General features: G+C 68.7%; 20 protein-coding genes and 1 riboswitch. Of the genes, 15 read left to right on the top strand and 5 right to left on the bottom strand.

What is annotated here, in order from left to right:
• Nucleotides 1-35 precede the first annotated feature (35 nt).
• From AVMA1855_RS03095 to AVMA1855_RS03125, 7 genes are all read left to right on the top strand, one after another.
• On the top strand, nt 36-557 hold the full coding sequence (locus AVMA1855_RS03095) for a ribonuclease P protein component (protein WP_284424550.1): 522 nt from the start codon (nt 36-38) through the stop codon (nt 555-557).
• Nucleotides 554-850, top strand: coding sequence for a membrane protein insertion efficiency factor YidD (gene yidD / locus AVMA1855_RS03100; RefSeq protein ID WP_272550214.1), 297 nt, complete (start codon nt 554-556; stop codon nt 848-850). The genes AVMA1855_RS03095 and yidD overlap by 4 nt, the downstream gene beginning before the upstream one ends.
• Nucleotides 847-2,553 carry a membrane protein insertase YidC gene (gene yidC / locus AVMA1855_RS03105; RefSeq protein WP_272566397.1) on the top strand — a complete coding sequence of 569 codons (1,707 nt, stop codon included), beginning with the start codon at nt 847-849 and terminating at the stop codon, nt 2,551-2,553. The genes yidD and yidC overlap by 4 nt, the downstream gene beginning before the upstream one ends.
• 143 nt (nt 2,554-2,696) lie before the next feature.
• Nucleotides 2,697-4,286 carry an ABC transporter substrate-binding protein gene (locus tag AVMA1855_RS03110; RefSeq protein WP_272566396.1) on the top strand — a complete coding sequence of 530 codons (1,590 nt, stop codon included), beginning with the start codon at nt 2,697-2,699 and terminating at the stop codon, nt 4,284-4,286.
• A 139-nt stretch (nt 4,287-4,425) separates the two neighbouring features.
• Complete coding sequence (gene mnmE / locus AVMA1855_RS03115) at nt 4,426-5,847, top strand: tRNA uridine-5-carboxymethylaminomethyl(34) synthesis GTPase MnmE (protein ID WP_284424551.1); 1,422 nt, start codon at nt 4,426-4,428, stop codon at nt 5,845-5,847.
• Between the two features lie 85 nt (nt 5,848-5,932).
• Nucleotides 5,933-6,427 carry a Crp/Fnr family transcriptional regulator gene (locus AVMA1855_RS03120; RefSeq protein ID WP_272566394.1) on the top strand — a complete coding sequence of 165 codons (495 nt, stop codon included), beginning with the start codon at nt 5,933-5,935 and terminating at the stop codon, nt 6,425-6,427.
• Between the two features lie 118 nt (nt 6,428-6,545).
• Nucleotides 6,546-7,403, top strand: a complete 858-nt coding sequence (locus AVMA1855_RS03125; protein WP_284424552.1) for a hypothetical protein — start codon at nt 6,546-6,548, stop codon at nt 7,401-7,403.
• 64 nt (nt 7,404-7,467) lie between these two features.
• On the opposite strand, the gene AVMA1855_RS03130 is transcribed toward AVMA1855_RS03125, so the two are convergent.
• From AVMA1855_RS03130 to AVMA1855_RS03140, 3 genes are all read right to left on the bottom strand, one after another.
• Nucleotides 7,468-10,065, bottom strand: coding sequence for a PepSY domain-containing protein (locus AVMA1855_RS03130; RefSeq protein WP_284424578.1), 2,598 nt, complete (start codon nt 10,063-10,065; stop codon nt 7,468-7,470).
• Nucleotides 10,066-10,491: 426 nt separating this feature from the next.
• Complete coding sequence (locus AVMA1855_RS03135; RefSeq protein WP_092742468.1) at nt 10,492-11,046, bottom strand: adenine phosphoribosyltransferase; 555 nt, start codon at nt 11,044-11,046, stop codon at nt 10,492-10,494.
• Between the two features lie 132 nt (nt 11,047-11,178).
• Nucleotides 11,179-13,164: a monovalent cation:proton antiporter family protein gene (locus tag AVMA1855_RS03140; RefSeq protein ID WP_284424553.1), complete on the bottom strand. Its 1,986-nt coding sequence runs from the start codon at nt 13,162-13,164 to the stop codon at nt 11,179-11,181.
• A gap of 58 nt (nt 13,165-13,222) precedes the next feature.
• Here AVMA1855_RS03140 and AVMA1855_RS03145 point away from each other — a divergent pair, with 58 nt between their 5' ends.
• From AVMA1855_RS03145 to AVMA1855_RS03160, 4 genes are read left to right on the top strand one after another with little or no spacing between them, the layout of a single operon-like run.
• Nucleotides 13,223-14,224: a KpsF/GutQ family sugar-phosphate isomerase gene (locus AVMA1855_RS03145; protein ID WP_284424554.1), complete on the top strand. Its 1,002-nt coding sequence runs from the start codon at nt 13,223-13,225 to the stop codon at nt 14,222-14,224.
• Nucleotides 14,224-14,835, top strand: a complete 612-nt coding sequence (locus tag AVMA1855_RS03150) for a KdsC family phosphatase (RefSeq protein WP_284424555.1) — start codon at nt 14,224-14,226, stop codon at nt 14,833-14,835. Before AVMA1855_RS03145 ends, AVMA1855_RS03150 begins: the two co-directional genes overlap by 1 nt.
• Nucleotides 14,832-15,449, top strand: a complete 618-nt coding sequence (gene lptC, locus AVMA1855_RS03155) for an LPS export ABC transporter periplasmic protein LptC (protein WP_284424556.1) — start codon at nt 14,832-14,834, stop codon at nt 15,447-15,449. The genes AVMA1855_RS03150 and lptC overlap by 4 nt, the downstream gene beginning before the upstream one ends.
• Before the next feature lie 47 nt (nt 15,450-15,496).
• On the top strand, nt 15,497-16,288 hold the full coding sequence (locus AVMA1855_RS03160; protein ID WP_284424557.1) for an SDR family oxidoreductase: 792 nt from the start codon (nt 15,497-15,499) through the stop codon (nt 16,286-16,288).
• A gap of 126 nt (nt 16,289-16,414) precedes the next feature.
• On the opposite strand, the gene rbp (AVMA1855_RS03165) is transcribed toward AVMA1855_RS03160, so the two are convergent.
• On the bottom strand, nt 16,415-16,984 hold the full coding sequence (gene rbp / locus AVMA1855_RS03165) for an RNA-binding regulator (RefSeq protein WP_284424558.1): 570 nt from the start codon (nt 16,982-16,984) through the stop codon (nt 16,415-16,417).
• A gap of 250 nt (nt 16,985-17,234) precedes the next feature.
• The gene (rbp, locus tag AVMA1855_RS03170; protein ID WP_092742454.1) at nt 17,235-17,627 is read right to left on the bottom strand and encodes an RNA-binding regulator; all 393 of its coding nucleotides are present in this window, start codon (nt 17,625-17,627) and stop codon (nt 17,235-17,237) included.
• A 224-nt stretch (nt 17,628-17,851) separates the two neighbouring features.
• A riboswitch (yybP-ykoY riboswitch) is annotated at nt 17,852-18,049 on the top strand.
• Nucleotides 18,050-18,059: 10 nt separating this feature from the next.
• Here rbp (AVMA1855_RS03170) and AVMA1855_RS03175 point away from each other — a divergent pair.
• The 4 genes from AVMA1855_RS03175 (at nt 18,060) to AVMA1855_RS03190 (ending at nt 22,776) form a co-directional block, all read left to right on the top strand.
• On the top strand, nt 18,060-18,626 hold the full coding sequence (locus AVMA1855_RS03175) for a TMEM165/GDT1 family protein (RefSeq protein WP_284424559.1): 567 nt from the start codon (nt 18,060-18,062) through the stop codon (nt 18,624-18,626).
• A 160-nt stretch (nt 18,627-18,786) separates the two neighbouring features.
• The gene (gene metX / locus AVMA1855_RS03180; RefSeq protein ID WP_284424560.1) at nt 18,787-19,986 is read left to right on the top strand and encodes a homoserine O-acetyltransferase MetX; all 1,200 of its coding nucleotides are present in this window, start codon (nt 18,787-18,789) and stop codon (nt 19,984-19,986) included.
• Nucleotides 19,983-20,567 (top strand): methionine biosynthesis protein MetW, encoded by a 585-nt coding sequence (metW, locus tag AVMA1855_RS03185; protein ID WP_284424561.1) that lies wholly within the window; start codon nt 19,983-19,985, stop codon nt 20,565-20,567. The genes metX and metW overlap by 4 nt, the downstream gene beginning before the upstream one ends.
• A 373-nt stretch (nt 20,568-20,940) precedes the next feature.
• Nucleotides 20,941-22,776: a methyl-accepting chemotaxis protein gene (locus tag AVMA1855_RS03190; protein WP_284424562.1), complete on the top strand. Its 1,836-nt coding sequence runs from the start codon at nt 20,941-20,943 to the stop codon at nt 22,774-22,776.
• Nucleotides 22,777-22,837 lie beyond the last annotated feature (61 nt).

A 22,837-nucleotide genomic window follows, 5' to 3' on the forward strand; every position in this document is an offset into this window, starting at 1 on the left:
CGGCACTCGGCCCGGTTCCGGGCGGGAACCCTCCCATGCAACGGCTGAAAACCCGTCCGCAGTTCCAGGCCGCCATGGCCGGGGGAACGGTCTCCCGCACCGCACACTTCGCACTGCACCGACTGGGGCTCGCTCCCACCGGCGCAGCGGTCGCATCGCCTCCCGCACCTCCCACAGGGCCCGGCCCCTTGCCTCATGCGCAAGGGCCGCAGGCCCTGTTTGGCATGGCCGAGCCGCCCGGCGTCTGGCTGGGCGCCATGGTGCCCAAGCGCTGGGCCCGCCGCGCGGTCACCCGCAACACCATCAAGCGGCAGATTCATGCCGTGGCCGCCTCGTTCGAGTCCCAGTTGCCGCAGGCCGCGCACGTGGTGCGCCTGCGGGCGACGTTCGACCGCAAGCAGTTCACCAGCGCCACGTCCGATGCCCTCAAGCAAGCGGTTCGCGCCGAACTGCTGCAGCTGTTCGGCTACGCCGTGCGGCGCAGCGGCGGCGCTGCCACCGCCACTGGGGCACCGACGGCGGCGGCCCCCCAGCCCGCCCCGGCGCCTGTGTCATGATGCGCGCGCTGCTGATGGCGCTGGTGCGTGGCTACCGGCTGGTGCTGAGCCCCTGGCTCGGATCGGCCTGCCGTTTCGAGCCCACGTGTTCGGCCTATTCGCTGCAGGCACTTGAACGCCATGGCGCCGCGGCCGGAACTTATCTGACGCTGCACCGTCTGGCACGGTGCCAGCCCTGGTGCGATGGAGGGCATGATCCGGTGCCCGAAGAACTGCCCCGCGCACTGCGGCTGTTCTCGCGCCTGTCTCCTTCCACGTCCTCCACCCCCTCCTCACCGAAGAAGTCTTCATGAACGACATTCGCCGCACCATCCTGTGGGTGATATTTGGCTTTTCCATGGTTCTGCTATGGGACAAGTGGCAAGTGCACAACGGCCACAAGGCCACCTTCTTCCCCGGTGCAACGCCTGCCGCCGTGGCGCCCGCGTCTTCGGCGCCGGCCGCCTCTGGCACCGCCGGCGCTTCCACCGTGCCGGCCCCCACAGCCGCGGCGGCGCCCGCGAATGCGCAGCAGGTGCCGGGCGGCGTGCCGCAGCCGGCAGCGGCGGCACAGCGCCAGCGCGTCACCTTGACCAGCGACGTGCTGCGCCTGACCTTCGACAGCGAAGGCGGCTCGCTCACGCATGGCGAACTGCTCAAGTACCCCGACATGGCCGACAAGTCCAAGCCGTTCATGCTGCTGGACGAAAGCGCGCAGCGCGTGTACGTGGCGCAGACCGGCCTGATCGGCGGCGCCTACCCCACGCACAAGACGGCGATGTCGGTGGTGGCCGGCAACCGCGACCTGCAGGACGGCCAGAACGAGATCAGCGTGCGCTTCGAATCCGCCGACCTGGGCGGCGTGAAGCTGGCCAAGACCTGGACCGTGAAGCGCGGCGCCTACGACGTGGCCGTGAAGCACGAGATCGTGAACACCGGCACCGCGCCCGTGTCGCCCCAGCTGTACCTGCAGCTGGTGCGCGACGGCAACAAGCCGCCAGGCGAGTCGTCGTTCTATTCGACCTTCACCGGCCCCGCGGTCTATACCGAAGCCAAGAAGTACCACAAGGTCGAATTCAAGGACATCGAGAACGGCAAGGCCGAAATCGACAAGTCCTCCACCAACGGCTACGTGGCCATGGTGCAGCATTACTTCGCCAGCGCCTGGCTGCTGGGCAACGACGTGCAGCGCGACCTGTTCGTGCGCAAGGTGGACACCAACCTGTACTCGGTCGGCATGATCACCCCGGTCGGCGAGATCGCGCCGGGGCAGTCCAAGACGGTGGACGCACGCCTGTTCGCCGGCCCGCAGGTCGAGACGATGCTGGAATCGCTCACCCCCGGCCTGGAACTGGTGAAGGACTACGGCTGGCTCACCATCCTGGCCAAGCCGCTGTACTGGCTGCTCGACCAGCTGCACAAGGTGCTGAACAACTGGGGCTGGTCCATCGTGGCGCTGGTGTTCCTGCTGAAGATCGCGTTCTACTGGCTCAATGCGAAGGCGTACGCCAGCATGGCCAAGATGAAGGCCATCAACCCCAAGATCATGGAGATGCGCGAGCGCCTGAAGGACAAGCCGCAGCAGATGCAGCAGGAGATGATGCGCATCTACCGCGAGGAGAAGGTCAATCCGATGGGCGGCTGCTTCCCCATCATGATCCAGATCCCCGTGTTCATCGCGCTCTACTGGGTGCTGCTGTCCAGCGTGGAAATGCGCAACGCGCCGTGGATCGGCTGGATCAAGGACCTGTCCTCGCCCGACCCGTTCTTCATCCTGCCGCTGCTGATGACCGCCAGCTCGCTGCTGCAGACCGCGCTGAACCCCGCGCCGCCCGATCCGCTGCAGGCCAAGATGATGTGGTTCATGCCCCTGATCTTCAGCGTGATGTTCTTCTTCTTCCCGGCGGGCCTGGTGCTGTACTGGCTGACGAACAACATCCTGTCGATCGCGCAGCAGTGGATCATCAACACGCGCATGGGCGTGCCGCCGCAGTTCAACCTGCCGAAGTTCCGTTGACCCGCAACGCAGCGCGGACGCGCTGCGTTTGCGACACATTCCACGGCCGCTGTACAGCGGCCGTTTTTCATTGGGTACGATGCTTGCTTGCCACCTGCGGCATCTTTCATCCACTTTCGTTAACCGACGAGGAGACCTGGCCAATGAAACAGCAGCGTACGACTTTCAAATGGAGCGCACTGGGCATCGCGGTCCTGCTGGCAGCAGGATCGGCCCATGCCGCAACGATGCGGTGGGCCGGCGCCAACGACATCCTGACCGTGGACCCCCACGCCCAGAACCACCAGACGACGCATGCCTTCCTGCAGCAGGTGTACGAGAGCCTGGTGCGCTATGACGAGAAGTACCAGATCCAGCCCGCACTCGGCACGAAGTGGACCCAGATCTCCCCCACGCAGGTGCGCTTCGAACTGCGCAAGGGCGTTAAATTCCACGACGGTGCGCCGTTCACGGCCGACGACGTGGTGTTCTCGCTCACCCGCGCCATGACGCCCCCCTCGAACATGCAGTCCGCCGTGCAGAGCATCAAGGAAGTGAAGAAGGTCGACGACTTCACCGTGGACCTGATCTTGAAGGGCCCAAACCCCGTGCTGCTGCGCGAGCTGACCGAGGCCCGCATCATGAACAAGGCCTGGGCCGAGAAGAACAACTCGACCAAGGCGCAGGACTATGCCGGCAAGGAAGAGAACTTCGCCTCGCGCAACGCCAACGGCACCGGCCCCTTCATCATGGTGGGCTGGCAGCCCGACGTGAAGGTCACGCTCAAGAAGAACCCGGACTGGTGGGACAAGCCCAAGGGCAACATCGACGAAGTCGTGTTCACCCCCATCAAGTCGGCGGCCACGCGCTCGGCCGCGCTGATTTCCGGCCAGGTCGATTTCGTCGTCGATCCGCCCACGCAAGATCTGGCGCGCATGAAGTCCAGCCCCGACATCACGCTGATCGAAGGCGCCGAGAACCGCACCATCTACCTGGGCCTGGACCAGTTCCGCGACGAACTGCCGGGTGCCGGCACGCCGGGCAAGAACCCGCTCAAGGACAAACGCGTGCGCCAGGCGCTCTACCAGGCCATCGATTCGGCCGGCATCCACAGCCGCACCATGCGCAACCTGTCGGTGCCTGCCGGCACCATGGTCGCGCCCATGGTCCACGGCTGGAGCAAGAGCCTGGACGAGCGTGCAGCCAAGTACGACGTCGAAGCCGCCAAGAAGCTGCTGGCCGACGCAGGCTACCCCCAGGGCTTTTCGCTCAAGCTCGACTGCCCCAATGACCGCTACGTGAACGACGAAGCGATCTGCCAGGCCGTCACCGCCATGTGGACGCGCATCGGCGTGAAGACCACGCTGCAGGCCGCCCCCATGGCCCAGTTCGTCAGCCGCGTGATGAACAACGACGTGAGCGCCTACCTGTTCGGCTGGGGCGTGGCGACGTTCGACTCGCTCTATTCGCTGGATTCGTTGATGGCCACCAAAGCCGGCAAGACGGCTGCGGGCACCTACAACGGCGGTCGCTTCAGCGATGCCAAGCTGGACGAAATGATCAGCCAGATCAAGGTGGAGATGGATGCGCCCAAGCGCGACGCGCTGATCGCCGATGCCCTCAAGCTGGTCAAGGACGAGTACTACTACCTGCCCCTGCACCACCAGATCCGCCCATGGGCGATGCGCAAGGGCGTGGAGACGCTGCACCGCGCGGACGACCGCCCGATGCCCAACTGGACCACGATCAAGTAAGCCCTCCGATCGGACCGAACGCAAAGCCCGCCCCTGGCGGGCTTTGTCTTTTGCGGGCGTGGTGCCGCGCCCCGTGCAGGGGTGTGCCACGCGAATGGCGCAGCTATCATGCCCCGTTCCCCCAGCCCACTCTCTTCGCATGCTGCCCCGCCACTCCGACCCCATTGCCGCCATCGCCACCGCACCGGGGCGCGGCGCCGTGGGCATCGTGCGGGTGTCCGGCCGGGGCCTGGGACCGCTCACCGAGGCGCTGTGCGGGCGCGCCCTGCGACCGCGCGAAGCCACGTACCTGCCCTTTCGCGATGCGGCCGGCCAGTCCATCGACCAGGGGCTGGCACTGTACTTTCCCGCGCCCCACAGCTACACGGGCGAGGACGTGCTGGAGCTTCAGGCGCACGGCGGCCCCGTGGTGCTGCAGCTGCTGCTGGCGCGCTGCCTGGAAGCCGCCGCCCAGGCCGACGCGGCCAGCGGCCGGGCCTGCCTACCCGGCCTGCGCCTGGCGCAGCCGGGCGAGTTCACCGAACGGGCCTTCCTCAACGACAAGATCGACTTGGCGCAGGCCGAAGCCATTGCCGACCTGATCGATGCGAGCACCGAAGCCGCGGCGCGCAGCGCCAGCCGTTCGCTGGCGGGCGCGTTCTCGCACGAGATCCACCGCCTGCGTGATGCCCTCATCCACCTGCGCATGCTGGTGGAAGCCACGCTCGACTTTCCCGAAGAAGAAATCGACTTCCTGCGCAAAGCGGACGCCAGCGGGCAGCTGTCGAATTTGCAGCAGACGCTGGCCGCCGTCATGCAGCGCACGCGCCAGGGCGCGCTGCTGCGCGAGGGCATCAAGGTGGTGATCGCCGGGCAGCCCAATGCCGGCAAGAGTTCGCTGCTGAATGCCCTGGCCGGCGCCGAGCTGGCCATCGTCACGCCCATCGCCGGCACCACGCGCGACAAGGTGCAGCAGACCATCCAGATCGAGGGCGTGCCGCTGCACGTGATCGACACGGCGGGCCTGCGCGAGAGCGACGACGAGGTGGAGAAGATCGGCATCGCGCGCGCCTGGGACGAAATCGCCGCGGCCGACGCCGTGCTCTTCCTGCACGACCTCACGCGCGCCGATGCGGCCGACTACCAGGCGGCCGACGCCGACATCGCCGGCACCATCGCCCGGACGCTGCCCGGCCATGTGCCAGTGATCGACGTGTGGAACAAGACCGATCAGGCACCGGGCCACAGCGCTGCCGCCATCCCGGACCGGCCGGCGGTCCACCTCTCGGCCCGCACGGGCGACGGGCTGGACGCACTGCGCCGCCTGCTGCTGGACGTGGCCGGATGGCAGTCGGCCCCCGAGGGCGTCTACATCGCGCGCGCGCGGCATGTGCAGGCGCTCCAGGCGGTGGACGGCCACCTGATGGAGGCCGCGGCGCAGCTGCATTCGCCGGGCCCGGCGCTCGATCTGCTGGCCGAGGAACTGCGGCTGGCGCAGCAGGCCCTCAATGCCATCACGGGGGAATTCACCTCCGACGATCTACTGGGCGTGATCTTCTCCAGCTTCTGCATCGGAAAATGACGCACCCGCGGAACGGTTGCGTTTTGTAAGGAGTGGTAAAGAGTGCTTGTGCGCCGAACGCATCGGGCTTAACTTCCGCGCCACTATGAATGCTGTGCTGTCATCCCACACCCCAAAAATGGACCTCACGGGTCTCGTGCAGGCCATCGCCCAGGCGCCGGCGGAAGACAGCATGATGAACCCGCTGACCACGGAGCAATGGGACCTGCTGTCGGGCTACCTGCTGCCCATGTCGCTCGCCACCGGCCACACCCTGTTCACGCAAGGCGCCAGCGACCGCACGCTGTACTTCGTGGAAAGCGGCAGTCTCAGCGTGCATTACGAAGACGAAAAAGACCGCCTGCGCTTGGCGATCGTCGGCCCCGGCTCCGTGGTGGGCGAAAGCGCCTTCTTCTCGCACAAGCCCCGCACCGCCACCGTGCAGGCAGGCGCACCGTCCAAGCTCTGGAACCTGACGGCGCTGCGGTTTTCCGAGCTCTCCAACCGCCAGCCGGCCGTGGCCCTCAGCTTGGCCATGGCCATGGGTTCGGTGCTGTCCAAGCGCCTCGGCAACCGCCGCCGGCGTGTTGCTGCGACCTGACACCTGAGCCCCCCATCGGGCCCGTGCCGGGGCCGGCGGACGCGGGAAAGCCATTGGCTCCCGGAGCGCGCGTTACACTCGTTTTCGAACTTTTGGCGCTATCCGAAAAAGGCACGGCATGTCACTTTTCAGTTGGTTCAACCGCAAACCCCCTGCGCCCCGGCAGCGCCCGGCGGTGGAGCCCTCCGGTCTGCTGAATGCAGACGCCACGGTGCCTCTGGTGCCCGGACGCGGCCCCGGCAAACCGATGGCCGAGCCTGCGGCCGAACACGCGGCCAACCGCAAGAACGAGCGCATGGAGCGGCGCGAACTGCTCTACACCGTGGTGCGCGATGCCATGGTCCGCGCGGGCGTGCTGTCCGCGGGCTACAAATTCAAGGTGCTGTCCTTGAACCAGCGCGGCCGCCAGTTCCTGGTGATGATGGACCTGGCCCGCGAATACGGCGGTGAGACCGTCCGCCTGAGCGAGATCGAGGCGCTCATCGCCCAGACCGCCAAGACCCGCTTCGACATTCTGGTGACCGCCGTGTACTGGCGCATCAACGACCACGTGGCCATCGGCATGCCCAGCAAGGGCCTCGCGCCCCACGGCGTGGCTGGCCCTTCCGTGCCGCACGTGCCGGCCCCGGTGGCGCGCCCTCCGGTCCACGCGCCGGCCCCCGCACCCGTGGCCGCCCCGCCCATCGATCCGCTGCTCGCGCCGCGCAGCGCCCCCCTGGTGCCCCCAGCGCCGCCGGCCCGCGCCCCTGCCAAGGCGTTCGACCCGATCGAGGCCGACGAAGTGGCGGCCTTCAAGCGGGCCCTGGACAACGCCGCCGCGGCCAAGCCCCCCGCACCGGCCCCGCGCACGGGGGTGTCCACGCGCTCGGGACCGCTGCTGCCTTCGACGCCCACCGGCTTCGAAGACACGGAAATGCCGGGCAGCGACGCGCGCTCGCCGGACCTGAGCAACACGCAGTACGGCGACCTGCGCTGAGCCGCACCAGCGGCGGCAAGGGCCTCATCACCCCAGCCGCCACCGCGTGTCGGCCTGCAACGGATCAGTACACGTCGCGCCGGTAGCGGCCCTCGGTGATCAGCGCATCGACGGCATCGGCACCGAGCACCTCCACCATCGCCGCGTCCACGCCGGCCGCCATGCCTTCGGCGCTGCCGCACACATAGACCACCGCGCCCTGCGCGATCCATTCGCGCAAGGGGTCCGCCGCATCGCGCAGCCGATCCTGCACGTGGCGATGGGCCTCCCCGTCGCGGGAAAACACCCGGTCCAGCCGCTCGAGAAAGCCATGCGTCTGCCAGCCACCGACTTCTTCGGCGCACAGGTTGTCGTGGGCCCGCTGGCGCTCGCCGAACAGTAGCCAGTTGCGCCGGTGGCCTGCCCGCACCCGGGCCCGCAGATGGGAGCGCAGACCCGCCAGGCCCGACCCGTTGCCGATGAAAAGGCAAGGCGCGTCGCCCGGGGCGGCATCGAAGCGCGGATTGGCCACCAGGCGCAAAGCCACTTCGGCGCCCAGCGGGGCATGGGCGGTGAGCCAGCCCGACGCCAGCCCCAGCCCCTGGGCATGCCGCTCCTGGCGGACCAGCAGCTGCAGCGCGCCGTCGCCAGGCAGGGAGGCCACGGAGTAGGTGCGGGGCGCCAGCGCCACCAGCGCATCGGCACAGGCCTGGGCATGGACCTCTGCCGCGCCCGACGGCAGCGGGGGCAGCACACTCACCGCCAGGGCCTCGGCCAGCGTGGTCCTGACGCCCCCATGCTGCACCGGTGCAGCGCCATCGGCACCCGCGGCTTGCAGCCAGGCCGCGACGGCCTCGGGCGCGTGGCGCGGCAGCACCTCCACCAAGGCGCCCGGATGCCATTCGACCGGAATGCCTGAGGTGAGCGACACCTCGAACAAGGGGTGGCCCAGGCTGCCCGGATTGAGGCAATCGCGCCGCTCCAGGCGCCACGGCGCGTAGACGGGCGCCATACCACCTTCCGCCAAAGCCCCCTCCAGGGCCAGATGCGCCACGCCGTCCAATACGGCCAGGGCCTCGCTCCAGCGGGCCAGGGCCGCAGGATCTGCGTCGTCCACTTCGATGAGCGGAAACAGCGGCTCGGCGCCCGCCCGGCGCAGGCCTTCGTCCAAGGCGTGGCCGAAGCCGCAAAAGCGCGTGTAGTTGCGGTCACCCAGCGCCAGCAGGCCGTAGCGCACGCCCTGCAGCGAGTTTGGCGGCTGTTGTGTCAGCAACCGGGCGAAGCGGCGGGCGTTATCGGGCGGCTCGCCCTCGCCGAAGCTGCTGGCCACCAGCAGCACGCGGCGGTGCCCGGCCAGCATCGCGGGCGTGAGCGCCTGCAGCGATTGCACGGCCACACCCAAGCCGGCGCGCTGCAATGCGGCCGCGCTCTGCAGCGCCATGCGCTCGGCCTGGCCGGCCTGACTGGCGTAGGCGACCAGCAGCGTGTCGGCGCCCTGCGCCGCGCCGCCTGCCGCCAGTGGTGCGGGCTGCCCGTGGGCGGCGCGCGCGGCCTCTGTGGCACGGCGCTGGCGACGGCGCCCCAGGTAGAGCATCCAGCCGGTAACCGCGAAGAGCGGCATGGCCAGGCTGCCCACCATCACCGCCACCCGGCCGGGCAGGCCGAAGTAAGTGCCCATGTGCAAGGGATAGATGGTGGCGAGCGCGCGTGCCGCGGCGCTGCGCTGGGCATGGCGGTCGTCCACCGGCATCTCGCCGGTCAAGGGCTCGATGGACATCCGGTTGCGCTGGCGATCATGCGTTGCATCCGTGGCCAGCCAGGTGAACTGCACGGCCTGCGTGGGCCGCGCCGGCAGGCGCAGGCTGGCCTGGGTCCACGGCCCTGCCCGCTGCTCGAACGTGCGCCAGGCGCGCGTGAGGTCCAGCGGCGCGGCCTCAGCGGCATCGGGCCCGGCCTTGCCGCCCGCGCGCGGGGCAGGGGCTGCCGTGCGCGCCGGGCGCGGAATGCCGGCCCAGCCGTCCACCGTGTCGCGCACTGCATCGAACGCCCAGTAAAGCCCGGTGGCGGTGAGCATGAGGTACACCACCAGCGCCCACGTGCCGACCACCGAGTGCAACGCCCACAGGAACGAGCGGCCCTTGAGCGCCGGATCGAACGTAAGCCAAGTGCGCCAGCGCAGCGGGTGGCGCGGCCAGCGCAGGTACAGGCCCGAGAGCGACAGTGCAAGCAGGCACAGCGCGAGCACGCCCGTGGCCACGCGGCCAGAGTCGCGTGGCAGCAGCAGCCAGCGGTGCAGCGCCTCGATCCATTCGAAGGCGTCCTGCCCCTTCAGCGCCGGCTGCAGCGCGCCGGTGTAGGGGTGCACGTAGACGGTGTCGCCCCGGCGCTCGCCGGGACGCGCCTGGAAGATCACCCGCGCCGCCGCGCCGGGTTGCGATTGCACCGTGAGGGTGCTGATGCGCGGGTGGCCGGGCACGCGCGCCACGGCATCCATGATCTGCTGCGGGGTGAGCATGGGCCCGGCGTGCGGCGTGACCTGGCGCACGCCGGGGTTGAGGGCGTCCAGGATTTCCTCATGGAAGGACAGCAGCGCCCCGGACAGGCCGATGACCACGAGCACGGTCCCCGCCGTGATGCCCAGGAACCAGTGCACCTGGAACCACGCCTGCCGCAGCGAGGGCAGCGACAGCCGGCGCCATGGAGCGCGCCGGGCCTCCGATGCCCCGCCCTGCGGCTGGCAAGCCCCGTCAGGGGCCAACGCACCAGCGCTCCGGGCCAGCGGCTGGGATGTGGCGCCGTCGCGGTTCACAGGCCCGCCCCTTCGCCAGGTCCGGCGTGCGCCAGAACCAGGCCGGAGACGGAAAGAGAGACAGCCCGCAGGCCGGAGCGGCGCGGGTCAAACGGGACAAGGCGGGACATAGCGGACGGAACCCAGGAAAGAAGCGAACGAGAAAAAGCCATTCCATCTGCAGCAGCGTCAACGCCCCACGCGGCGGTCTCCAGCCGAACGCCGGAACGAATCCGTCGGATGAGAATGATTGCTAATTTTATCGCCCCAGTCCACCCAGGGGCCGTGGCGTGCCCGGCCAGCGGGTTTCCGCCCCCGGGCTCAGTGGCCGGCGAAGTCCACCAGCGTGTACAGCGGCAGGCCCGCGTCCCGCAGGCGCTGCGAGCCACCCAGCTCGGGCAGGTCCACGATGGCCGCGCCCTCGGTCACCGTCGCGCCCAGCCGCTCCAGCAGATTCTTGCCCGCCATCATCGTGCCGCCCGTGGCGATCAGATCGTCGATGAGCAGCACGCGGTCGCCGGGCTTCACGGCATCGGCATGCAGCTCCACGGTGGCGCTGCCGTATTCCAGTTCGTAGGTTTCCTCGACCGTGGTGAAGGGCAGCTTGCCTTTCTTGCGGATCGGCACGAAGCCCACGTTCAGCTCGTAGGCCACGACCGCGCCCAGAATGAAGCCGCGCGCATCCAGCCCGGCCACCACATCGGGCCGCAGGGCCCGGTCCATGTAGCGGTGCACGAAGGCATCGATGAGCACGCGGAACACCTTCGGGTCCTGCAGCAGCGGAGTGATGTCCCGGAACTGCACGCCCGGCGCGGGCCAGTCGGGCACCGTGCGGATGTGCTGGCGAAGGTATTCGTTGACGCTGAGGGCTTGCATGGCGCGGTGGAGAAGGCTGGAAGGAAAAGGCCGCCCGCGCACGGCCGCACAGGTGCCGCCACGCCAGGGGGAGGGAAAGAAGGGAAGGAATGCAGTGTATCGGCGGGGCAGCCGCCTGCGGCTGCCAGGCGTTCACACCCGCAGCAAGGCGTCTTCCGCCAGCGCCAGCGCCGTGGGGTGGCCCGAGAGCACCAGCGTGTCGCCTTCGGCCAGCACCGTGGCATCGTCCGGCTGGGACATGCGGCCGTCCTTGTGGCGCAGGTTCACCACCCGAACACCCATCGCCTGCAGGGCCAGCGGCCCCAGCGCCTGGCCCAGCGGCCGCACCCCGGGGGGCAGCGTGACGGACGCCAGCCGCTCCTGGTCGCGCTCGGACACGGTGTCGTCGTCCGCCCCGTGGAAGTAGCCGCGCAGCAGGTTGTAGCGGGCGTCGCGCTGGTCCTGCACCAGGCGCAGCACCCGCCGCATGGGCACGCCGACCAGCGCCAGCGCATGGCTGGCCAGCATCAGCGAGCCTTCGATGGCCTCGGGCACCACCTCGGTCGCGCCGGCGGCCTGCAGTTTGTCGAGGTATTGGTCGTCCTGCGTTCGCACCACCACCGGCACCTGCGGCGCGTGCTCGCGCGTATTGGCCAGCACCTTGAGCGTGGCGGGAATGTCCAGGTACGTCACCGCCACGGCACTGGCGCGCACCAGCCCGGCCGCCATCAGGGCCTGCAGCCGCGTGGCATCGCCGTACACCACGGAATCCCCGGCCGCCGCAGCCTGGCGTACCCGGTCGGGGTCCAGGTCCAGCGCCATGTAGGGAATGCCTTCGCGCTCCAGCATCCGCGCCAGGTTCTGGCCGCAGCGCCCGTAGCCGCAGATCAGCACGTGCTTGCTGGTGTTGATCGACTTGCGTGCAATGGTGGTCATCTGCAGCGACTGCTGCAGCCAGTCGCTGGCGACCAGCTTCATCACGATGCGGTTGCTGTACAGGATGAGGAACGGCGTCGCCAGCATCGACAGCACCATCGCGGCCAGGATGGGGTTCATCAGCGCGGGCTGCACCAGCCCGTGCTCCTGCGTGAGCGACAGCAGCACGAAACCGAACTCCCCCGCCTGCGCCAGATACAGCCCGGTGCGAAGCGACACGCCCGTGGTGGCGCCCATGCCGCGCGCCAGCAGCAGGATCACACCGGCCTTGACCAGCAAGGGCACCACCAGGAGCAGCAGCACCAGCGCCCAGCGCTCCAGCAGGATGTGCCAGTCCAGCATCATCCCCACTGTGATGAAGAACAGGCCCAGCAACACGTCGTGGAAGGGACGGATGTCCGTGCCCACCTGGTGGCGGTATTCGGTTTCGGACACCAGCACGCCGGCGATGAAGGCCCCAAGCGCCAGCGACAGCCCCGCCGTCTCGGTCAGCCAGGCCAGCCCCAGCGTGATGAGCAGCAGGTTCAGCATGAACAGCTCGTCGCTCTTGCGGCGCGCCACCAGCGTGAGCCACCAGCGCATCACCCGCTGGCCACCCGCCAGCAGCACGCCCACCAGCACCGTGGCCTTGAGCAGCGCCAGGCCCAGCGCGACGAACAGCTGGTCCGGCCGGGAGCCGAGCGCCGGGATCAGCACCAGCAGCGGCACCACGGCCAGATCCTGGAACAGCAGGATGCCCAGCACGCGGCGGCCGTGCTCGCTCTCCAGCTCCGCCCGCTCGGCCATCAGCTTGACCACGATGGCGGTGCTGCTCATCACCAGCGTGCCGGCCAGGGCCAGCGCCGTCTGCCAGCCCATGTCCCAGATGCCGCCCACGTAGCGCGACAGCAGCAGCACACCCGCCATGGTGGCCGCCATGGTCAGCGCCACCTGCATCAGCCCCAGGCCGAACACGAACTGGCGCATGGCGCGCAGCTTGGACAGGCTGAATTCCAGGCCGATGGCGAACATGAGGAACACCACGCCGAACTCGCCCAGGTGGCGCACGCCTTCCGAGTTCTGGGCCAGGGCCAGCGCATGGGGCCCGATCAGGATGCCCGCCGCCAGGTAGCCCAGCATCGGCGGCAGCTTGAGGCTGCGGCACGCCACCACCCCCAGCACGGCAGCCAGCAGGTAGAGCAACGTCAAGGCAAGTGAAGACATGCACGGATGCTAGCCCAGGCGCGGCGCAGGCCCATGGTCCGGCCGATAGAATCCGCGCATGCTTTCCGCCCCCGCCGCGCCTGCGCCCTTCCATGCCGACCAGGCGCTGCGCCTGGCCCGCGAAACCTTCGATATCGAGGCCGCCGCCCTGGCCGGCCTGTCGGCCCGCGTGGACGCGAGCTTCGCCAATACCGTCGAGCGCGTGCTCGCCACCACGGGGCGCGTCGTGGTGATGGGCATGGGCAAGAGCGGCCACATCGGCCGCAAGATCGCCGCCACCCTGGCCTCCACCGGCACGCCCGCCTTTTTCGTGCATCCTGCGGAAGCCAGCCATGGCGACCTGGGCATGGTCACGCCGGGCGATCTGGTCCTGGGCATTTCCAACAGCGGCGAAAGCGCCGAGCTCACCGTGCTGCTGCCCGTGCTCAAGCGCCTGGGCGTGCCGCTCGTGGCCATGACCGGGGGGCTTCAGTCCACCCTGGCGCGCCATGCCGATCTGGTGCTGGACTGCAGCGTGGACCGCGAGGCCTGTCCGCTCAACCTGGCCCCTACCGCCAGCACCACCGCGCAGCTGGCCATGGGCGACGCCCTGGCCGTCGCCCTGCTGGACGCCCGCGGGTTCCGGTCCGAAGACTTCGCGCGCTCCCACCCCGGCGGGGCCCTGGGCCGCAAGCTGCTCACCCACGTGAGCGACGTCATGCGCTCGGGCGAAGAAATCCCGCGCGTGGCGCCCGGCGCATCGTTCAGCGAACTCATGCGCGAGATGAGCGCCAAGCGCCTGGGCGCCTCGGCCGTGGTGGACGATGCGGGCCGCGTGCTCGGCATCTTCACCGACGGCGACCTGCGCCGGCGCATCGAAGCCGGCGCGGAACTGCGCGGCGCGACCGCGGGCGAGGTCATGCACCCCGGCCCGCGCACCATCGCCCCCGACGCGCTGGCCGTGGACGCCGCCGAAATGATGGAGCGCCACGCCATCACCAGCGTGCTGGTGGCCCATCCCGACGGCCTTCTCATCGGCGTGGTGCACATCGGCGACCTGATGCGCGCGAAGGTCATCTGATGGACCAGCCCCTCGCCCACGCCACGGCCGGGGCGGCAACGCCCGCCAGCCAGCCGCTGCCGCCCCTGCGGCCCGCCCTGCAGTTCGATGCGCAACTGCTGCTGCGCGCGCAGGGCGTGCGCGTGGCGTTTTTCGACGTGGACGGCGTGCTCACCGACGGCGGCCTGTACTTCAGCGAAGCCGGCGAGACGCTCAAGCGCTTTCACACGCTCGACGGCCACGGCATCAAGCTGCTGCAAAAGGCCGGAATCACCCCCGCCGTGGTGACCGGCCGCGATGCCCCCGCGCTGCGCCTGCGCCTGAAGAACCTGGGCGTGGTGCATGCCCGCTTCGGCACCGAAGACAAGCGCCCGGCCGCCGAATCCATCCTGGCCGAACTGGGACTCGACTGGGCGCAGGCCGCCGTGATCGGCGATGACTGGCCCGACCTGCCCCTGATGCGCCGCTGCGCCCTCGCCTGCGCGCCCTGCCATGCCCACATCGAGGCCCGTGCGGTGGCCCACCACGTCACCGCCGCAGCGGGCGGGGCCGGCGCGGCGCGCGAGTTCTGCGACCTGCTGCTGGTGGCCAGTGGCCGCTATGCCCAACTGCTGGAGGCCTACACCGCATGATCGCCACGCTGCGCCGGGGCTGGGACCGGCTGTCCATCTACCTTCCCGTGGCCCTCATGGGGCTCATGGCGCTGGGCACGTGGTGGCTGGTGCGCAACGCGCCCACACCGGCCAAGCCCGTGCAGGAGCGCCCGCTGACGCACGAGCCGGACTATTTCATGAAGACCTTCTCGGTCAAGAGCTTCGATGCCACCGGCCGGCTGCAAAGCGATGTCCGCGGCGATTTCGCGCGCCACTACCTGGACACCGACACGCTGGAGATCGACAAGGCCCACATGCGCTCGGTCGCGCCCGATGGCCGCCTGACCATCGCCACGGCCGACCGCGCGCTCACCAATGCGGACGGTTCCGAGGTGCAACTGTTCGGCAACGCCATCGTCACCCGCGAGCCCCTGGTGCGTCCCGGGCGCGAGCCGCTGCCGCGCCTTCAGTTCCGGGGCGAGTTCCTGCACGCGTGGCTGAACGACGAGCGGGTGCAGTCGAACCAGCCGGTCACGCTGACGCGGGGCAAGGACCAGTTCACCGCCGACACCATGGACTACAACAACCTCAGCCAGATCATGCAGCTGCAGGGCCGCGTGAAGGGCATGCTGATGCCGCCGGCCGGCAAGTGACCGGCACTGGACGGCGCACGATGCCTAACCACCCCTCAGGAGCCCCCATGCCTTCCAGCCCTCTGGTGTTCATCACCGGCGCATCCAGCGGCATCGGCCAGGCGCTCGCCCTGCGCTTTCACCAGGCCGGCTACCGGCTCGCGCTGGTGGCCCGCCGCACGGCAGAGATGCAATCGTGGGCCAGCGCAAACAACATCCCGGCAGGTAGCTATCAAATTTATAGCGCCGATGTGGCGCAGCCCGACAGCATCGTGGCGGCGGGCCAGGACTGCATGGCCCGGCAAGGGGTGCCCGATGTCGTCATCGCCAACGCGGGCATCAGCGTGGGCATGGACACCGCCGTGCGCGAGGACATCGACGTGATGGCCCGCACCTTCGCCACCAACAACATCGGCATGGCGGCCACGTTCCAGCCGTTCGTGGATGCGATGGCCCAACGCGGCAGCGGGGCGCTCGTGGGCATCGGCAGCGTCGCCGGCATCCGGGGCCTGCCCGGCCACGGCGCGTACTGCGGCAGCAAGGCGGCGGTCATCAGCTACTGCGAAAGCCTGCGGGGCGAATTGCGTTCGTCGGGGGTGCGGGTGGTCACGCTGTGCCCGGGGTACATCGACACCCCGCTCACCCGGCAGAACCGCTACGCCATGCCCTTTTTGATGCAGCCCGGGGACTTTGCCGACCGCGCGTTCGCCGCGATCCGCGCGGGCGCGAGCTACCGCGTCATTCCCTGGCAGATGGGCGTGGTGGCCAAGCTGCTGCGTGTGCTGCCGAACGTGCTTTTCGACCGCCTGCTGTCGGGCCGCCCGAGAAAACACCGGCAAAAAAGCGGCGCCCCGCATTGACCGGGCACGGGGCCCGCTTCGGGATTCCAGCCGGCGGCGCCCACAAAAAAGGCCCCTGACAAGGGGCCTTTTGTTCTTGCGCGAGAAGCCTTCACGGATGGGAAGGGCCCTCGCTGCGGGAGAGGATCAGTAGCCGCCGTTGCCGCCACCACCGTAGCCGCCACCGCCACCACCGCTGCGGCCACCGCCGCCGCCATTGCGCGAACCGGAGCCGTAGGGGCTGCGGAAACCGCCATCGCCGCGACCACCGCCGCCGCCATAACCACCGCCGCCGCCTTCGCCGCGGCCACCACCACCGTAGCCACCGCCGCCGCCATCACTGCGGCCGCCACCGTAACCACCGCCACCGCTGCGACCACCGCCGCCGCCGTATCCGCCGCCGCCACCACCGCCGTAGCCGCCACCACCACCGCCGCCACCAAAACCGCCGCTGCGGGGGGGACGGGGTTCCATGGGACGCGCCTCGTTCACCACGATGCTGCGGCCGCCCAGGGGCTGGCCGTTCATGCCCTGGATGGCGGCTTGCGCTTCAGGGTCGCTGCCCATCTCAACGAAGCCAAAGCCCTTCGAGCGGCCCGTGTCGCGCTCCATCATGACTTTGGCGCTCGTCACGGCTCCGAATTGGCCGAAGGCCTGCTCCAGGTCACTGTCACGCACCGAGTACGGCAAATTGCCGACGTACAGTTTGTTGCCCATTACGGGACTCCTCAAAAATACATTGATAAAGCGATGGAGTCCCGAAAACGCAGCCAGTGAATCACAAAGATGTCCCATGCGCGAAACTGACGGATCCCCGCAAACGTCGACGCGAAAAATATCTCGCCGATGCATTATGGGCCATAAATTCCGCAAAAAAGCAAGGTGCCAGACACGGGCCAAACGCGCTGGCTCAGCCATGAAAAAAGGGCCCCGAAGGACCCTTTTTTGAAATGCTGTCAGCGTGAGCTTAGTAGCTGCTGCGGCCACCGCCGTAGCCACCACCGCCACCACCACCGCCGAAACCACCGCTGCGGCCGCCACCACCGCCGTAGCCGCCGCCACCGCCGTTGCCGCCACCGAAGCCGCCGCCACCGCTGCGGGGGGGACGGGGTTCCATCGGACGGGCTTCGTTGACCACGAGGTCACGGCCGCCGAAGTTTTGGCCATGCGCGCCTTGGATGGCGGCTTGCGCTTCGGCATCGCTGCCCATTTCGACGAAGCCGAAACCCTTGGAGCGGCCGGTGTCACGTTCCATCATGACCTTGGCGCTTTGCACGGCGCCGTACTGGCTGAACGTTTGTTGCAGGTCGTCGTCGCGGAAAGAATAGGGCAGGTTGCCCACGTAGAGTTTGTTGCCCATGAAGGACTCCTAAAAAAACAAGAAAACGCGATGGAGCCCGACGCAATCAACAAACCTGTGACGACTTCAAAGACGCGAAACCGACCAATCACCGCTACTTGCGTTCCTGCTTGGCAGAAAGGCAAGGCCCATTATTAACCATCTATTCGGGGTCCAAGCACGAAAATTGGCGCGTCTGCAACGTTTTCGTTGGGTATTTACCCGAAGGCTGGAAGCGCATCGTTACAATCGGCCCGTCTTTGGGGAGTAGCCCGCCCGGCGCACAGACCGCACGGGGGCATGCATCAACAAACTCGGGCCTGCGCGGCCTGTGGTGCATGCGGTTCCATCGGAACTGGGCGAGACCATTGACTGCACACCGATCCCAAAGGCCGGCGTCGGGGTGCGGTCAATGTTCTGCGACCTGTCCGGCCGGACAACTCCCTGCCCCCAATGGAAGCCTTTTTCGTTTCGACCGCCATCGTCGCCCTCGCGGAGATGGGCGACAAGACCCAACTCCTTTCCCTCGTTCTCGCGGCGCGTTTTCGCAAGCCCTGGCCGATCGTGCTCGGCATCCTGGTCGCCACGCTGGCCAACCACGCGCTGGCCGGCGCCGTGGGCGCCTGGGTGACGACCGTCGTGGGCCCGCAGGTGCTGCGCTGGGGTCTCGGGCTGTCGTTCATCGCGATGGCGGTGTGGATGCTCATCCCCGACCGGCTGGACGACGACGCAACGGGCGGCGCGCCGCGCTTTGGCGTGTTCGGCACCACGCTGATCGCGTTCTTCCTGGCCGAGATGGGCGACAAGACCCAGGTCGCCACGGTGATGCTGGCCGCGCGCTACAGCGCCTATTGGTGGGTGGTGGCCGGCACGACGCTGGGCATGATGCTGGCCAACGCGCCCGTGGTGTGGCTGGGCGAGCGCATCACGCGGCGGGTGCCGATCCGCGCGGTGCACATGGTGTCGGCGGTGATCTTCCTCGCGCTGGGGCTGATCGCGCTTTTCGCACCCGCGGCCTGAACGCGCACGGGCCCATGGCCGGCGGGCCCGGGCTTTGGTATAGTGCCCCTCGCGCCGATTTGCATAGCTTGCGGGCGCTTTATAAATACCGCTAAAGACCCGTCCGCCAAGTGACAGACACACCGACCCGGCCTCGTTTTTAGCGACGCCGGGTTTTTTCATGTCCTTCATTGCCACGCCCCAGTCCCTGCATTTCGCCGACGCGCTGCCGCTGCAGGGCGGCGGCGCCATCCGCGACTACACCCTTGCCTTCGAGACCTACGGCACGCTCAATGCCGACCGCTCCAACGCGGTGCTGGTGTGCCATGCGCTGAACGCCTCGCACCACGTGGCGGGCGTGTACGAGGGCCAGCCCAGGAGCGAAGGCTGGTGGAACAACATGATCGGCCCCGGCAAGCCGGTGGACACGAACCGCTTCTTCGTGATCGGCATCAACAACCTGGGCTCGTGCTTCGGCTCGACCGGCCCGATGGACACGCACCCGGACACCGGCGAGGTGTACGGCGCCGACTTCCCCGTGGTCACGGTGGAGGACTGGGTGAACGCGCAGGCCCGCCTGCTGGACCGCATCGGCGTGCAGCAGCTCGCGGCGGTGCTGGGCGGCAGCCTGGGCGGCATGCAGGCGCTGTCGTGGACGCTGCAGTACCCCGAGCGCGTGCGCCATGCGGTCGTGGTGGCCAGCGCCCCCAATCTCACGGCGGAGAACATCGCCTTCAACGAGGTGGCGCGCCGGGCCATCGTGACCGACCCGGACTTCCACGGCGGACACTTCTACCGGCACGGGGCGATCCCGCAGCGCGGCCTGCGCATCGCGCGCATGATCGGCCACATCACGTACCTGTCTGAAGACGTGATGAACGAGAAATTCGGCCGGCAGTTGCGCCAGACGGTGATGGAGGAGACGCTGCCGGCAGGCACCGCTGGCGGTGCGCCGGCCGCCCCAGGCACGCCCGGCGCGGGGCCGGGCTACCGCTACAGCACGCAGGACATCGAGTTCCAGATCGAGAGCTACCTGCGCTACCAGGGCGACAAGTTCAGCGAGTATTTCGACGCCAACACCTACCTGCTGATCACCCGCGCGCTCGATTACTTCGACCCCGCGCTCGCCTACGGCGGCAACCTCACGCTGGCGCTGGCGCGCGCGACGGCCCGGTTCCTGCTGGTGAGCTTCACCACCGACTGGCGCTTTTCGCCCGCGCGCAGCCGCGAGATCGTGAAGGCGCTGCTCGACAACCGCCGCGACGTGAGCTACGCCGAGATCGACGCACCGCACGGCCACGACGCCTTCCTGCTCGACGATGCGCGCTACATGGGCGTCGTCGGCTCGTATTTCGACAGCATCGCCAAGGAGTTCGCATGACCGAGAAAGCCACCATGCATGCGATTTCCCGGCTGGTGCCGCACGGCGCGCGGGTGCTGGACCTGGGCTGCGGCGACGGCGCGATGCTGTCGTACCTGCAGCGCGAGCGCGGCTGCACGGGCTACGGCATCGAGATCGACGACGCCAACGTGCTCGCCTGCGTGCGCCGCGGGGTCAACGTGGTGCAGCTCAACCTGGAGGAGGGGCTGGCGATGTTCGGCGACAACTCGTTCGACCTGGTGCTGCAGATCGACACGCTGCAGCACCTGCGCAACACCGAGGTGATGCTGCTCGAGACGGCCCGCGTGGGCCGCGCGGGCGTGGTGGCGTTTCCCAATTTCGCCCACTGGCCCAACCGGCTGTCGGTGCTGCGCGGGCGCATGCCCGTCACGCGCCGGCTGCCCTACCAGTGGTACGACACGCCCAACATCCGCGTGGGCACGTTCAAGGATTTCGAGGTGCTGGCGCACAAGAACGCCCTGCGCGTGATCGACGCCTTCGGCCTGCAGGACGGCCGCGAGGTGCGTTTCCTGCCGAACGCCCTGGCGGGCACGGCGGTGTTCCACTTCGAGCACGCCTGACGGGCGCGGGGCTGCGGCCCGGCGGGCGACTTGCCGAGGCATGGGGCTGCGTCGGGCGCTGTCCCATGTGCCCGGGGCTCCCCTGCACCGGGTGGCCGACATCGCAGAAGTGTCACAAGTGCTACAAAGCGCACGAAAAGCCAATTGCTATTATTTATGTAGCAATATGCCTTAGAAGAACATGCGCTGAAGGCATTTTTCGCCCCCGAAAGTGATGCTGCCAAGCAGGCTAAATCCTTCAATACATAGGGTTTTCCCTTAAAGGAATGCCTTCATCCTGCCAAAGTTACGGTTGCTTACGATGGGGCCGGCGTCTTCCGCAGCGCATCCGCCCCTGCTCCCTCCCCTGCGACCGAACCCGAAAAAAACCGCCATGACCCCATCTGTCCGCACCCGATCGGTTGCCCGCCGCGTCACCCTGCTGGCGCTGGCGCTCGTCGCCCTCGCCCTGATCGCGGTGAGCATCGCGATCTCGGTCATCACGACGAAAGCCGCACGCACTCAGATCTCCGAAGGCGTGCGCGATGCGGTCGATGCCGTGGGCCAGTCGCTCAACGCGGTGGACGAGGCCAACCGCGAACTGGTGCGCCGTTCGGCCCAGGCGTTCCAGCGCGGCTTCGACCCCGGCATGCAGCTGGACGAGGCCAGCGGGCAGCTGACGAGCTTCGGCATCGCGGTGAACGCCGATTACGGCACGGTGGACAAGTTCAGCCAGGACACGGGCGGCGTGGCCACGGTGTTCGCGAGGAAGGGTGAGGACTTCATCCGCATCACCACCTCGGTGAAGAACGAAAAGGGCGAGCGCGCCCAGGGCACGCTGCTCGACCGCGCCAGCCCCGCCTACCCGCCCATGCTCGCGGGCCAGCCGTACACGGGCCGCACCATGCTGTTCGGCAAGCCCTACATGGCGCACTACGCGCCGGTGAAGGATGCGGCGGGCAAGGTGATCGCCATCCTGTTCGTGGGCAACGACCTGTCGGCCTTCCAGGAGCAGATGCAAAAGCAGGTGGCCAGCATGCAGTTCTACGAGCACGGCGGCATGTACGTGATCGATCCGCGCAAAGGCCCGCAGGATGCGGTGTTCGTCGCGCACCCCACGGCGCGCGGCAAGAAGGTGCTGGAGGCCTATCCGGGCGCGGCCGATTTCCTCGCCGCCCTGAACACCAGCGCCGACGGCTTCGTGCCGCAGGCCGCCGCGCTGCTGCCCGCCCAGGGCGCGGACCCGTGGGCCATGAGCCTGCGGACCGGCTCGGGCTGGCAGGTGGTGGCCGAGGTGTCCGACCACGAGGCGCTGGCCAGCCAGCGGCGCGCGATGGGGGCGGTGTGGCTGGTGATGGCCGTCGCCCTGGCGGTGGTGGGCGCGGGCATCTTCGCGATGGTGCGCCGCGGCGTGAGCGAGCCGCTGCGCGAGCTGACCGGCGCCGTGACGCTGGTGGCGCAGGGCGACCTCACCCAGGCGTTCGAGACGCGCCGCGCCGACGAGATGGGCGCCCTGGTGCGCGAGGTGGAGGGCATGCGCCAGCGCTACCTGCAGGTGCTGCAGCAGGTGCGCACGGCGGTGGACAGCATCACCACCGCCAGCGCCGAGATCGCCACCGGCAACCAGGACCTGTCGGCGCGCACCGAGAACGCCACCAGCAGCATCGCCCAGACGGCGCAGAGCATGGAGCAGCTCACGGGCACGGTGCACCAGTCGGCCGATGCCGCGCGGCAGGCCAACCAACTGGCCGGATCGGCCGCCGAGGTGGCCCAGCGCGGCGGGCGCGTGGTGGGCGAAGTGGTGTCCACCATGGCCGAGATCGACGCCAGCTCGCGCAAGATCGCGGACATCATCGGCGTGATCGACGGCATCGCCTTCCCGACCAACATCCTGGCGCTCAACGCCGCCGTGGAAGCCGCCCGTGCGGGCGAGCAGGGCCGCGGCTTCGCCGTGGTGGCGAGCGAGGTGCGCTCGCTGGCCGGGCGCAGCGCCGAGGCGGCGCGCGAGATCAAGGCGCTCATCGGCAGTTCGGTGGCCCGGGTGGAGGCCGGCACCCGGCTGGTGGAGGACGCCGGGCGCACCATGGGCGAGATCGTGGGCTCGGTGCAGCGGGTGGGCGACATCATCGGGGAGATCACCGCCGCGGCGTCCGAGCAGTCGAACGGGAACCTCTCAAAACCCATCCGGTCCCTTGTTGATCGAGAACGCGTGCTCCATCCTTTGCCATGATCACTCCCCGTAGCGCCCTGAAGTTCGACCTGTTCGCTGAGGCCTCGCGCCAACACAAGAG

Source organism: Acidovorax sp. SUPP1855 (assembly GCF_030158955.1).
Classification (GTDB): domain Bacteria; phylum Pseudomonadota; class Gammaproteobacteria; order Burkholderiales; family Burkholderiaceae_C; genus Paracidovorax.